The sequence below is a fragment of the Phocoenobacter uteri genome (genome assembly GCF_900454895.1).
GTDB lineage: Bacteria > Pseudomonadota > Gammaproteobacteria > Enterobacterales > Pasteurellaceae > Phocoenobacter > Phocoenobacter uteri.
This window is the reverse complement of sequence record NZ_UGTA01000001.1, coordinates 859,531-873,634: the sequence shown is the minus strand read 5'-3', so window position 1 is coordinate 873,634 and position 14,104 is coordinate 859,531. Positions and strand designations below refer to the sequence as shown.

At 34.7% G+C, this 14,104-nt stretch carries 14 protein-coding genes; all 14 read left to right on the top strand.

Annotated elements, in window-relative coordinates:
- Positions 1–8 precede the first annotated feature (8 nt).
- The 14 genes from fldA (at position 9) to DYE60_RS03795 (ending at position 14,095) form a co-directional block, all read left to right on the top strand.
- The gene (gene fldA / locus DYE60_RS03860) at positions 9–533 is read left to right on the top strand and encodes a flavodoxin FldA (protein ID WP_115315323.1); all 525 of its coding nucleotides are present in this window, start codon (positions 9–11) and stop codon (positions 531–533) included.
- A gap of 38 nt (positions 534–571) precedes the next feature.
- Positions 572–1,024 (top strand): ferric iron uptake transcriptional regulator, encoded by a 453-nt coding sequence (gene fur / locus DYE60_RS03855; RefSeq protein ID WP_115315322.1) that lies wholly within the window; start codon positions 572–574, stop codon positions 1,022–1,024.
- 104 nt (positions 1,025–1,128) lie between these two features.
- Positions 1,129–3,066, top strand: a complete 1,938-nt coding sequence (locus DYE60_RS03850) for a PqiB family protein (RefSeq protein WP_115315321.1) — start codon at positions 1,129–1,131, stop codon at positions 3,064–3,066.
- Positions 3,067–3,281: 215 nt separating this feature from the next.
- The gene (locus DYE60_RS03845) at positions 3,282–5,120 is read left to right on the top strand and encodes an ABC transporter ATP-binding protein (protein ID WP_115315320.1); all 1,839 of its coding nucleotides are present in this window, start codon (positions 3,282–3,284) and stop codon (positions 5,118–5,120) included.
- Between the two features lie 557 nt (positions 5,121–5,677).
- Positions 5,678–5,917, top strand: coding sequence for a Flp family type IVb pilin (locus tag DYE60_RS03840; RefSeq protein ID WP_115315319.1), 240 nt, complete (start codon positions 5,678–5,680; stop codon positions 5,915–5,917).
- Between the two features lie 80 nt (positions 5,918–5,997).
- On the top strand, positions 5,998–6,417 hold the full coding sequence (locus DYE60_RS03835) for an A24 family peptidase (RefSeq protein ID WP_115315318.1): 420 nt from the start codon (positions 5,998–6,000) through the stop codon (positions 6,415–6,417).
- Between the two features lie 71 nt (positions 6,418–6,488).
- Positions 6,489–7,271, top strand: coding sequence for an RcpC/CpaB family pilus assembly protein (locus DYE60_RS03830; protein ID WP_115315317.1), 783 nt, complete (start codon positions 6,489–6,491; stop codon positions 7,269–7,271).
- A gap of 3 nt (positions 7,272–7,274) precedes the next feature.
- Positions 7,275–8,684 (top strand): type II and III secretion system protein family protein, encoded by a 1,410-nt coding sequence (locus DYE60_RS03825; RefSeq protein ID WP_115315316.1) that lies wholly within the window; start codon positions 7,275–7,277, stop codon positions 8,682–8,684.
- Complete coding sequence (locus DYE60_RS03820; RefSeq protein ID WP_115315315.1) at positions 8,681–9,157, top strand: hypothetical protein; 477 nt, start codon at positions 8,681–8,683, stop codon at positions 9,155–9,157. The genes DYE60_RS03825 and DYE60_RS03820 overlap by 4 nt, the downstream gene beginning before the upstream one ends.
- A gap of 17 nt (positions 9,158–9,174) precedes the next feature.
- A complete protein-coding gene (locus DYE60_RS03815; RefSeq protein ID WP_115315314.1) occupies positions 9,175–10,293 on the top strand; it encodes a CpaE/TadZ family protein in 1,119 nt (372 codons plus the stop codon).
- Positions 10,294–10,298: 5 nt separating this feature from the next.
- Positions 10,299–11,576 (top strand): TadA family conjugal transfer-associated ATPase, encoded by a 1,278-nt coding sequence (locus DYE60_RS03810; protein WP_115315313.1) that lies wholly within the window; start codon positions 10,299–10,301, stop codon positions 11,574–11,576.
- Positions 11,573–12,457, top strand: a complete 885-nt coding sequence (locus DYE60_RS03805; RefSeq protein WP_115315312.1) for a type II secretion system F family protein — start codon at positions 11,573–11,575, stop codon at positions 12,455–12,457. Before DYE60_RS03810 ends, DYE60_RS03805 begins: the two co-directional genes overlap by 4 nt.
- On the top strand, positions 12,457–13,314 hold the full coding sequence (locus DYE60_RS03800) for a type II secretion system F family protein (protein WP_115315311.1): 858 nt from the start codon (positions 12,457–12,459) through the stop codon (positions 13,312–13,314). Before DYE60_RS03805 ends, DYE60_RS03800 begins: the two co-directional genes overlap by 1 nt.
- Complete coding sequence (locus DYE60_RS03795) at positions 13,304–14,095, top strand: tetratricopeptide repeat protein (RefSeq protein WP_115315310.1); 792 nt, start codon at positions 13,304–13,306, stop codon at positions 14,093–14,095. The genes DYE60_RS03800 and DYE60_RS03795 overlap by 11 nt, the downstream gene beginning before the upstream one ends.
- Positions 14,096–14,104: the final 9 nt, after the last annotated feature.

Sequence of the window (14,104 nt, the reverse complement as noted above, 5' to 3'; positions counted from 1 at the left end):
GAAATAAAATGGCAGCTGTTGGTTTATTTTATGGAAGCGATACAGGGAACACAGAAGCTGTATCAAAAATGATTCAAGATCAATTAGGTGCAAACTTAATTGATGTTCACGACATTGCAAAAAGTACAAAGGAAGACATAGAAGCCTATGATTTCTTATTGATTGGTATCCCAACTTGGTATTATGGCGAATCGCAAGCCGATTGGGACGATTTTATGCCGACATTGCAAGAGATTGATTTTACAGGAAAAATCATCGGTATTTTTGGTTGTGGTGACCAAGAAGATTACGCAGAATATTTCTGTGATGCAATGGGAACAGTACGTGATGTGGTTGAACAAAATGGCGGTATTATCGTTGGGCATTGGTCAACAGAAGGTTATAGTTTTGAGGTTTCTCAAGCCTTAGTTGATGAAAACACCTTTGTTGGATTATGTATTGACGAAGATCGCCAACCAGAATTAACGGAACAACGCGTTCAAAAATGGTGTGAACAGTTAAAAGATGAAATGTGTCTTTCAGCTTTAGCTTAGTAAAATCATTAGAAATAGGAAAATTTAAGGGGAATAAGATGTCTGAGCAAACTCAACAAAATAAAGAATTGCTTAAAAATGTAGGGCTAAAAATAACAGAACCTCGTTTGACTATTCTTGCGTTAATGCAAGATAATCGTGATGTTCTACAACACTTTTCAGCAGAAGATATTTATAAGCTACTTTTAGAGCAACAATCTGAAGTGGGTTTGGCGACAGTATATCGAGTGTTGAATCAGTTTGAAGAAGTTGGGATTTTGACGCGTCATTTATTTGATTCAAATAAAGCCGTATTTGAATTAAATTATAATCATCAGCACGATCATATTATCTGTAAAGATTGTGGTAAAGTGTTTGAATTTAAAGACGCTGAAATTGAACGTCGTCAAAAAGAAATTAGTCAAAAACACGGTATTGAACTTGAAAAACACAGCTTATATCTTTATGGCACTTGTTCAGATCTAAGCAGTTGTGATAATAAAGAAAAATAATTTTCTTTGACTATTTCAATATAAATCATTTAAGCTAAGCGGTATGAATTTGTAAAAAATTTACAAAATCTTACCGCTTTTATTTTTTTATTTGGTACTAAATTATGTCAGAAAACACCGCAGAACAAATTCCAGAAGCTAAAATTCGACCACCTCGCAAAATTTCAGCTTTTTGGCTATTACCACTGATTGCCTTTATGATCGGCGTCTTGCTCTTTTTTCAAATTTTAAAAGAGAGAGGTGAAACGATCACGATCCATTTTAATGATGGTGCAGGGCTTACAGCGGGTAAAACAGCGATTCGTTATCAGGGAATACAAATTGGAATGGTAAATAAAGTTATTTTTACCCCTGATTTTAAAGGCGTGGACGTACAAGCTGAAATCAATCCAGAAGTCACCTCCGTATTGCGAGAAGATACCAAATTTTGGTTGGTGCAACCGTCGGTTTCTTTGGCAGGGGTTTCGGGATTAGATTCAATCGTCTCAGGAAATTACATCACTTTATTACCTGGAGTGGGTGAGGCAGCTGATGAATTTACTGCTGTGACAGAGCCTCCCGCAGCACCTATTGCAGATGGTGATTTATCGATTAAGTTGATGGCCAAAGATCTTGGATCGATCTCCATTGGAGCGAATGTTTATTTTAAAAAAGTGCCAGTGGGAAGTGTGCTGAATTATCGTTTTACTGAAGATAAACAACAAGTTGAAATTGATATTATCATCGATAAAAAATATGCTGAGCTCGTTAAAAAAGAGAGTCATTTTTGGAATGTGACAGGTATCAATGCAACGGTAAACTTAGACGGCATTTCAGTTGCAATGGATAGTTTACAATCTTTATTGCAAGGTGCTATTGCGTTTGATTCGCCACAAAATTCAGAGATTGCTAAGCAAAATCAACGATATACGTTATATGCTAGCCAGCTTGCGGTGAAACAAATTGAGCTAGCGAAACAAAAGACATCAACCAAAATATTAAAAGCCACAAAATTATCTGGCATTAGCAAAGGCTCACTCGTGCTTTATCGAGAGTTTGAAGTGGGCGAAGTGCTGTCTGTCACGCCAAATAAAAAAGGCTTTGATGTTGCTATTTTTGTTCAACCAGAATATCAACACTTACTTTCATCAAAAAGCCGTTTTTGGGTTGAGGCAGGGGCGGAAGTTGACGTTTCGTTAAAAGGCGTGAATATTAAAACCGCACCACTAATGAAAACCTTAAAAGGTGCAGTGAGTTTTGATAATGTAAGCAATGCAAGCAGTGAAAACTTAACACTATTTTCCGATTATAAAAAAGCGACAACCCATTATTCGACGTTAACGCTTTATGCAAAAGATGGTGCAAAATTAAGTGAAGGAATGCCATTAAAATATATGGGCTTAACAGTAGGAAATGTTGAAAAGTTACAGCTAGAAAATGCAAAAAAACGTATAAAAATAACCGCTTCAATCAATGATGAATACTATTCTATCATTGCTCGTTCAGGTAGTTTGTTTAAAACGATTTCGCCAGAAATCAACAGTGCGGGTTTACAACATTTAGATGCCGTATTGCAAAATTATATTGATATTGAGGCGGGCAGTGGCAAGTATCGAACGTGGTTTTACTTAAAAGGCACGGATACCTTAAAAACAGAATATCAAAATGGCTTTCCGATTGTATTGGAATCAAGCAATGCTGAAGGGTTAGACATCAACACGCCAGTGTATTATCGTGGTTTGCAAGTGGGAATTGTAGAACGTTTGAGTTTAAATGAATTGGGCAACCGAGTCTTTTTACACTTACGCTTAAACTATAAATATCGTCACTTAGTTCGTCAAAAAACACAATTTTGGAAATCATCTGGCTATACGATGAATGTTGGATTGAATGGAGCAACCATCACATCAGGTACAATGACACAATTATTAAATGGTGGAATTTCATTTTCAACGCCATCAGATAAAATTGTGAGCCGAAAAGCAAAAGCAAATCAACACTTTATTTTGAAACCAACAATGCCTAAAGGGGCGGAGAATTGGAATCAAGGCATATATAAATAGCCAATATAATGGCGGTCAATCTCATTTTTGGGGCGTGTGACAAACACCCCCGAATACATAATATTCAAGAAATTTATAACAAATAAGCGGTCATATTTTTCATAAAATTTACCAAAATAAAAATAACATAATTTTATTTATAATAATGAAATCACTAAGCGGCTTAGTACGTATTGGATATATTCAATGTTAGATAAAATTTAAAAGAGGGAAAAATGTTTCATAGGATATTTCACTGGTTTGAATCTCGTATCGATCCGTATCCGAGTAACGAGCCTCAAACTCCAAAATCGGGTCTTATACCTTTTATTTTTGATGCAACAAAAGGAATGCGAGTTTACATCGTTTTGATGATGTTAATGACGGCAGGGATTGGTGTCACAGAGGCAATGTTGTTCAAATTTATTGGTGAACTGGTCGATTGGGTGAGTAATCTGCCACCAAGCGAGCTTTGGCAAATGAAAAAAAATACGATCTTTTTTATGCTAGGCGTTGTTTTTTTAGGTTTTATTGTGACTTATCTCAATGCAAGTTTTCGTTTTCAAACATTGCAAGGCGTGTTTCCAATGCGACTACGATGGAATTTTCATCGTCTTATGCTTGGGCAAAGTATGGGATTTTATCAAGATGAATTTGCAGGACGTGTCTCTGCAAAAGTTATGCAAACGGCTCTAGCAGTGCGAGATGTTGTGATGACGCTTACGGGGGTCATTGTACAAATTTTGGTTTATCTCATTACTTCAAGTGTGATTTTAAGCCAATTCGATCACTGGTTACTGCTACCTTTTACCCTTTGGTTAATCGGTTTAACGTTTATTATGAAAAATTTTATTCCGAAACTAGGTAAAGCATCCCAAGAACAGTCTGACGCACGAAGTTTAATGACAGGACGGATCACGGATGCTTATTCAAACATTGCCATTGTGAAGCTTTTTTCACACGGTGATCGAGAATCGCAATATGCAAAAAACTCAATGCAAGATTTTATGAAAACCGTACATAAACAAATGCGATTGGTGACATCTATTGAGGCACTTCACTATGTTAACAGTATGACATTAGTCACTTTCACGGCAATTATGGGAATAGGTTTATGGTCAAATGAATTGTTGAATGCAGGAGCGATTGCAACTTCAACTGCATTGGCATTACGGATCAAAGGCTTATCTCAATGGATTATGTGGGAATCGGCACGTTTATTTGAAAATATTGGTACTGTGCAAGATGGAATGCAAACGCTTTCAAAACCCCATCTTATTTTAGATAAACCGAATGCAACAGAACTTGTTGTGACAAAAGGCGATATTAAATTTGAACAGGTTGATTTTACTTATAATACGAACCAACAACTACTTAAAAACTTTAATTTACACATTAAAGCAGGTGAAAAAGTGGGGTTGATAGGGCGAAGTGGAGCAGGAAAGTCGACATTAACCAGTCTTTTATTGCGTTTTTATGATATCCAAAAAGGATCGATCACGATTGATGGTCAAAATATTTGCGATGTTACTCAAACGAGTTTGCGTTCTCAAATTGGATTAGTCACTCAAGATACATCCTTATTACATCGATCTGTGCGAGATAATTTGCTTTATGGGCGTCCGAATGCGACAGAAGAAGAAATGTATAAATCGGCCCAAAAAGCAGAAACCTTAGACTTTATTGCTCGTTTAAGAGACAGTAAAGGTCGTACAGGATTTAATGCTCACGTTGGAGAGCGAGGTGTTAAGTTATCAGGTGGACAACGTCAGCGGATTGCTATTGCTAGAGTGATGTTGAAAGATGCTCCTATTTTATTACTTGATGAAGCAACCAGTGCGTTAGATTCTGAAGTAGAAACGGCTATTCAAGAAAATTTAACAAAATTGATGGAAGGAAAAACCGTATTGGCGATTGCTCACCGTTTATCGACTATTATGGCGATGGATCGTTTAATTGTAATTGATAATGGATCAATTATTGAGCAAGGCACCCACGATGAGTTATTGTCTAAAAATGGCGTTTATGCAAAATTATGGCAACACCAAAGTGGCGGTTTTTTAGCCTCGCAATAATCAAATATAAGATAACGCAATTGATATTATATTTGTTAAAATGAGCATTGTATTTTCGAATTGTGAGCATTTTGATTTATTTTGCACACTATTGTGTTTTTTTATTGTGCATTATCATATTTTTTATACTTTTTTGTTCCATTTTGGCTACATAATTGTAATTTAAAAATGATTTAATAATCATTAGTGAATTTTTTAATATATTCATATTATTAGGGATATTTTTGTTAAAAATTGTTACTTTTAACATAAAAAACAACCAACTGGTCGGATGAGTTGATTAAAAAATGTAAAACCTATGTTAAATCAATCATTTACATAAAAACACAGTAATAGTCAATAGGCTATATAGGGTTGAATTTTGATATAAATCAAAAAAAAAAAAATACTCAAAATTGTCTTATGATTTTTAAAGATTCTTATTGATTTTTTTTTAGGTAGACTGATAATTGGGCTAACGAGATAGTCAAATATTTTTGGAGTATCATCGTGGTGTACAATAATGTACAATGTCTTTTTATTTATATTTTATAAATAAACAATAAGGAAATTTTAATATGTTTAACAACTTAACAACTAAAGCATATGTTTCAATCACTGAAGCATTTCACTCATTTAAAAACGACCAACGTGGTGTAACTGCGATTGAGTACGGTCTGATTGCTATTTTCATTGCTGCTTTCATTATCTATGTATTCAATACAGATGGTGGCTTCATTGACAATATGGTTAGCAAATTCAGTTCATTAAGCTCTAAAATTGCAAGCGCATCAGCAAGTCGTTGGGGCGGAAACTAATTTAATAATTAGTTATCACATACTTGCAAAGGACTTCACTCTTAGGAGTGAAGTCCTAAATTTAAGTTAGAGGATAAACAATGACTCTTTTTTTAATCGTTCTTGTTGTCCTTGTTTTGTATTGGGTCTCTTGGACAGATATATCGGCTAGAATTATTAGTAACAAGGCTGTTCTGATATTATTTAGTGTGTTATTACCTTTCTGTTGGATTTATTATGGAAAAGTATTTTTTATTCCAGCAATAGTAACATTCGTAATCGGTTTTCTATTATTTTTATTAAAAGTAATTGGTGGAGGTGATGTGAAACTGATGGCTGTTTTAATGCTCGCTGTACCTCACGAACAGATTACCTCTTTTCTATTTTTAACAAGTTTTTTCGGGTTATTACTTGTAATTTTTGGCTTGCTCTTTTTTAGAAAAGCAATTAAACAGCTGGGGTTACCCTATGGTGTTGCAATTAGCTTAGGTTTCTTAGCTAATTTGGGGTTGTACTACTAATTTCATCAGTGGATACCCTTAATCCGATAAAGTGCTAACTTTATTTTCAATTTATTATTTAAGGATTAAAGATGAATTACCGTGTCTTATTTATTATTTCCTTCCTTATACTTGGCATTGGTTTTTTGGGGCTGTTTTTTGCGCCTGAAATTACTAATAACGAAAAAGTTTCTCAAGAAATTCAAAGTGTTGTTCAAAAAGTAAAAACTAAAACTGTAGTTGTTACAACCGCAACATTGAAAAGAAATGTTGAGAAAGGTTCTTTATTACAAGAAGATGATTATCAACTTTCTGATTTAACATTAGAAACAACGGAAGGCGACGATGAACCGTTATTGGCTTACGATTTGAAGCCATTATTCGAACAAGCAAAAGTAAACTCATTACAAGGCTTTTTATTAGATCAAAATATGACAAAAGATTCAATTATTGATCCAACAAAAGTCATTGCACCAAATTCACCAGAATTTTTGGTGTCGAGTATCAATCCTGCTCAGGAAGTTGCGTATAACGTACCAGTAAAAGGTAACGATGATTATATTTTACAAACAGTGAAAAGCGGAACCTATGTGTCTGTTTATTCTTATCAAGACGGTGTGGGAAGTGAAAATCAAAATCGTAATGATTTAGTAAAAGTATTGGATAATTTACTTGTATTACAAGTTGTTTCAGGACAACAAGAAGAACAAGAAAAGAAATCGCCGGTTGCGGGTTTTGTAACGTTGAAGATGACAGCAGAACAAGCAAAAAAACTATATACCTTGCCAAAAAGAGCAAGTTTAGTGTTATTGCCTACGGATAAATCAACACCAGTAAATTCTCACGGCACATTTATTCGTAAATTAAGAGGTTAAGTTATGCGTAATATTATTTTTGCAATTCTATTTGTGGCGACGCTTTTTACATCGAGTCAGGTGTCAGCGAAGAAGTTTTATCTTGAACAAGGACAGAGTCAACATTTCCAGTTGAAAGATAAGATTGATACAATTTTTATTTCAAATCCTGCCGTTGCAGACTATGAAATTCTTGATGATAATAGTTTTGTAGTTTATGGAAAAGCGGATGGGCGTACAGAAATCAATGTATTAGATGCTGATGGTAATCAGATTATGACAGATACGTTTTTTGTAAATGCTGCAATCAACAATTTATCTGATGTAAATCAACAAGTTAACATTCGCTTTCCAAAAAGTACGTTAAGAGTTAAAAAAATTGGTCAAGCTTATGTGATTGAGGGGAAAGCAAAATCGAAACGTGAAGCTGAAGGTGTAGAGCGAGTGGTTGGTGCCGCAATTGGTGATACTGCAAAAATCACTAAACGTAGTTTAGGAGGGGAGGAAATCCCATTTTTAGACTCTTATGCTTACGAAAAAGTGATCAATAACGCAGAGGTACCTCTTGCTGAGCAAGTTAATGTAAAATTAACAGTCGTTGAGGTAAATAAGCAATTTAGTGAATCGTTAGGTATAGATTGGAGTAGTGTATCTGGTAATGCGTTGAAAAATTTGACAAGAGGACCAGGGCAAATTGTAGAGAATGCTTCAGGTGGTTTTAAAGAGCTAGGACGTATTCAAGGTAGTTTTAAAGGTGGTAAAGCTACGTTATCTTTATTTAATGCCGATAATTTAGCTGTGTTTATCAATGCGTTGAATAACCAAGATAATGGTCGAATTTTAGCTCAACCAAATATTTCAATGCTTTCAGGGGAAACGTCTAATTTCTTAGTGGGTGGTGAAGTACCTTTTGTTCAATACGATAAAGAAGGGCAGCCAACAATTATTTATAAAGAATTTGGTATTAAATTAGGTGTAGGAGCAAAGATTTTGGATAATGATAATATCCGATTGTTCCTTAAACAAGAAGTAAGTAGCTTAAATAAATCTGCGACTTATGGTAGTTTGAATTTACCATTCTTTAACACTCGTCGTTCAAGCTCAACATTAGAGTTGGCAGATGGTGAAAGTTTTGTGATTGGTGGCTTATATTCATCAGAAGATGCGGAAGGATTAGCGAAAGTACCATTCTTAGGTGATATTCCTATCTTAGGTTCATTTTTCCGCCAAGCGAAAACAAGTAAATTGGAACGTGAGTTAGTCGTGGTTGCAACAGTTAATTTAGTAAAACCAGTACAGGACGATGATATTGTTTACCCTGATTTTGAACGCACTGGTACAATGGAGCGTTTCTTTAACACAACACCATTTAAAAACATCTATCATCGTACATTAACGACTAATTTCTTAAAACGTGGAGGATTTATTCAATGATAAAATTTATAAAAATAACATTACTATTGAGCATTTTCTCTTTGATTAGTGGAACAAGTGTTGCAAAAGATAGGGATATTGCAAGATTAAATGGCGGAGATTTCACGCCTTTTGTTAATAAAAGTGCTGTGTATACTTTAAACGATTCTGATGAGGCGGGATTATTTAATTTTACGAATGATATTCGCCAAGCAGTTGGTAGTAATGTTCATAAAAAAGTAACACTTGTTTATGAAAAAAATTATAAAAAACAAGCTCTTATTGTACGTAAGGGCTTAATAAAAAAAGGTGTGTTACCAGAACGTATTCGTTTGATTTACAAAAAAAGAGCAATCTATCCTCTTTATGCTAAAGTGCATAGTATTGCAAAACAAAAATCAAACTGTCGTGATAAACGCACTGATTTAGTGTTTAACGAGGCTAGAGGCTCTTGTGCCGTAGATAGCAATCGTCGTGTTCAGTCAAAATATTAAGGATAAGGAGTAGAATTATGTTATTGCTTGATAATGAAAGTTCTACATTAAGTAGTGTTAGAAAAATAATTATTATTTCAGATGATGATGGTGTTCAAAAGGAAGTTTCACAACTATTACGTTCTCGAGGGCTTGAGAATATTGGAAATATAAAGCGAAGCCTTCATTGTGAGACAATTGCACTTGATCCAGAAGATACATTGGGTGCAATTATTGATATTAAAGATGAAGAAAACATTCAAGATATTGTTGAATGTGTAAATGCTATTGTACCACAGCAAATGTGGTGCTGTTTAATTGGAAATAGTGATTCAATTTCTCTTGCTCAAGAGTTATTAAATAAGAGCATTCTCTATTTTCATCGTGCTTCACAGTTAAACTTAATGATGGAGAGAATTCTTTCTTCAAGCATCTCTATTCCTCGTACAAGACATACTGTAAAAGTGTGTGTGTTAGGATGTAAAGGTGGTATTGGTGCAAGTTTTATTAGTGCTCAAATAGCAAATCAAATAGCGAATCAGAAAAAAGTACCAGTTTTACTTGCTCAAGGTGATAACGGATCGCAGGATTTAGATTTATTATTTGATAAAAAATTGCAGGGCGATATTGTTGAATATGATAATAATTTAGATTTATTTAGTGGTGACATTGATGTGTTATCACCAGAAGAAAAAGAAAAATATAATTTTATTATTTATGACCAGCCAATTTTTAATATTCATAAAGATAATTTCTCTAAATTTTTTGAATATAGTAATAGTTTTGTGCTGGTTGTTGGGCGTCACGTAAGTTCATTACGTGTTGCGAAACAGTTCTTAGATCAATGTCAAAGGGAACAAAGTGCGACAGGTAAACCAATTCGTACTTTTGTGTGTATTTCGGATTGTAAGTTAGAACATTCATCGCAAATGGCAAGAGCAGACGTGGAAAGCTTACTTGGCTGTCCTGTTGATGCAGTAGTTCCATTTTTGAAAAAAACAACAGCAAAAAATGTACTAGAAGTGAAACTCTCAAAAGCACATACAAAAATTTTGAATATGCTTACAATGAAAATCATCGGTGTGTTGTCGCGACAAACATCAAAAGAAAAAACAAGCTTATTCAAAAGAATTATGCAAACAATATTGAGTAACTAATTGATATGTTAACAAAAGAACAACAGATTTTTTTTAGGAATGAAATTTTAAGCAACTTAAATGTTGAGAAACTTGATTTTATAAAAAATAATCGAGATAAATTGATTGATGAGCTTATTCAGGTTATTTATCAATTAACTGCAAAAAGTAATAATTATTTGACCGCTTCAGATGCCAATATGATGGCTGAAATGATAGCCGATGAAATTATGGGCTATGGACCATTAAGAGAATTGATGGAAGATGATTCGGTCAATGATATTTTGGTTAATGGACCGGATGATGTATGGGTTGAACGAGCTGGTAAATTAGAAAAAACGCCGAAGTCGTTTATCAATAATGAGCAGTTAACAGATATTGCAAGACGTTTAGTTTCATTGGTGGGGAGACGTATTGATGATAGTTCACCATTAGTGGACTCTCGTTTACCAGATGGTAGCCGTTTGAATGTGGTTGTGCCTCCTATCGCATTGGATGGGACATCGATCTCTATTCGTAAATTCAGTAAATCAAAAAAATCATTACAAGAGCTTGTTGGATTTGGTTCAATGACTCGACAAATGGCAAACTTTTTGATTATTGCGGCACGTTCTCGTGTAAACATCATTGTTTCTGGTGGTACAGGTTCGGGTAAAACCACTTTGCTAAATGCTTTGTCTGGTTATATTTCAGAAGATGAACGTGTGATTACACTAGAAGATACGGCAGAGCTACGTTTAGACCAACCTCACGTTGTGCGTTTGGAAACTCGTGTTGCAGGGGTTGAAAACACTGGGGCTGTGACAATGCAAGATCTGGTTATCAATGCTCTGCGTATGCGTCCTGAGCGTATTATTGTGGGGGAGTGTCGTGGTGCGGAAGCGTTCCAAATGTTGCAGGCAATGAATACTGGACACGATGGTTCAATGTCAACGCTTCACGCCAACTCACCTCGAGATGCGATTGCTCGTCTTGAAGCGATGGTGATGATGTCGAGTGCAAGTTTACCTCTTGAGGCGATTCGTCGTAATATCGCCTCTGCGGTGAATATTATCGTACAAGCGTCTCGTTTAAATGATGGTTCAAGAAAAGTTATTAACATTACAGAAATTATGGGGATGGAGAATGGGCAGGTTGTATTGCAAGATATTTTCTCTTATCACCCAAGTAAGGAAAGAACAAAAGACGGTAAGATTATCGGTGAATTTGTTTCGCACGGTTTACTTTCTCGCTCAATTGTGGCTCAAAATGCACAGGTCTTTAATTTAAGTAATGAATTAGAGAGTATTTTCAGGGAGGGATAATGATTTTATATTATTTTATTCTCGCTTTTGGTGTGTTGCTTGCAATTTATACGGCGAGTAACTTTCTTAGAACAAAGCGACAAATTAACCCTTTAGATCGTGCTTCAGATACGTTGGCTGATATAGGTAGAAGCATAAAAGCAAAATTTATTTTGTGGCAGTTTTATTTTGTTGCAGGAAATCCTAAAAATCTGATTCGTAATATTTTGATTACATTGGTGGTTTTTGTGGCGATGTTTTATGCGAATGATCTTTTCTTGCAAATGGCACGTTACATTTTTATTCCTCTATTTTGGTTATTATTTGTATTGTTAGTATGGAAGTGGGGGCAAAGACGCAACCGCCTTATTTTTGAAAACTCATTTCCTGAAGTAATTCAGATTTTGAATAGTGCAACAACTGCTGGTGCAGGTTTATTACAAGCGTTAGAGCGTTGTGGACAAGATGTAACTGGGCAGCTTGGTGGGGAATTTAAAAGAATTCATAAGCGTCTTGCAATTGGGGAAGATGCGGGAGCTGTTTTTGAAGACAGTTATACTCGTTATCCTTATAAAGAGTTTTATTTCTTCGTGACTATTGTGCGTGTAAACCTTGATAAAGGTGGACAAATGCGAGAAGTAATTAGTCGTTTAGGGCGAGTAATTGCGGATAGTAAGAAAATGGAACAGAAGAAAAAAGCAATGACATCAGAAGCACGTATTTCAGCAATGATTGTTGGTTCTTTTCCAATATGTTTCTTTATCTTTATGAAAATAACAATGCCAGAGAATTTTGATTTTGTTATCAATAATCCAGATGGTCGTATCGTACTTTATTATGTATTGGGTAGTGAGGCATTGGGAATGTTCATAATTTGGTGGTTAATGAGGAAGGCAAGCTAATGACGAGATTATCCTTTTTTATTGCTTTAATTTGTTGTGGCGTATTTATTTTTATTTTTGCTATTTTAGGCAGAAATAAGTTGCAACGTAATAAAAAAATTCTTGCAGGAACACACCATAAAGAAAAAGTAACAGAAGAACCTAAAAGCGGTAAGAATAAACAGCAAATGGATCTTGAGCTATTATTGATTAGTAATAACCGATTTTTGAAGCTATTAGGTGAGATTGATAAAAATATTAAAATCAAGTTATTGATTACAGCTGTTTTATTTGCTATCTATGCTGTTGCGACTAGAGGTGGAACGCCTGATAAGATTCAACAGGCTTTTGTGTTCTTTGGTATTTTAGTGGTAACTATTGTAGTACCAGGTATTTTTACAGGTATTATTATTAAGCGAAAAATTAAATCAATTATGGTGGATTTACCTGGATTTATTGATTTGGTTGCGGTGTGTGTTCAAACAGGGATGACCATTGATATGGCATTGAAACAAATTGCGACCGATTTTAAAACATTAAATCCAGATTTGACTTACGTGATGTTACGTATTATCCGTAAGGCTGAATTAACGAGTTTAAGTTCTGCATTAGATGATTTAGCGATTTCTTTGCCTACCAGAGAAATCCGAATGTTTACCACTGTATTACAACAAAGTTTAAATTTTGGTTCATCGATTTATGGGCAGTTAATTCAGCTTTCTGCCGATATAAGAGAACTACAATTATTAGCAATTGAAGAACGTTTAGGGACACTGGCTGCAAAAATGAGCATTCCGCTAATTGCATTTATTATGTTTCCAATAGTTATTTTAATTTTAGCCCCAGGGGCGATGAGGGTCTTTCCACATGTATTCTAAAATTTTTAAAAAAACACTAGGTTTATCTTTTATTCTCGCTTTAACAGCTTGTGCTGATTTAAGATTAACACTAGCAGATAATGAAAATCACCTTGCGTCACAAGTTCCAACACCGCAGAATATTGCGACGAAGGAAAAACTTTATGAATCAACCTTGAATTATAGAGGGCTTATTTCTCTTTATAGAGAAGTCTTAAAAAATCAAGAAGATCCAAGAATTCGTTATAAATTAGCAAATAGCTATTATCAAAAAGGTAATAGTAAAGCTGCATTATTCTATTTACAACCTTTGTTGAGTAATCCAAGATTTATGGAAATGGCAATGCTATTACAAGTAAAATGTTTGGTACAAAGTCAGGAATATAATAAAGCAGTAGCTGAGGCAAATAAGTTGATTGCTAAATTCCCACACAATCCAGATTCGTATAATGCGAGAGGTATTGCTTTAACGCAAACAGGTAAGTTTGATAAAGCTGAGCAAGATTTTATTAAGGCAAGAGAACGCTTTTTAAGTGATGTTGTTGCGGTTAATAATCTAGCGATGTTAGAAATTGTGAAAGGTGAATATAAAAATGCAGTGCGACTATTATTACCGCAATATTTGGACGGTCAAAAAGAGTCACGCTTATTGCATAATTTAGTTTTTGCATTAGTGAAATCAGGTGATACCAAATACGCACTAGATATCATTAAAAAAGAGCGTTTAAATACGTCTGCAACGGATCTTGTGAATGCGTTGGAGAAAACAGAACGAGTATCTAAAGGACTAGCGGTTCGTTAATCGTAAATA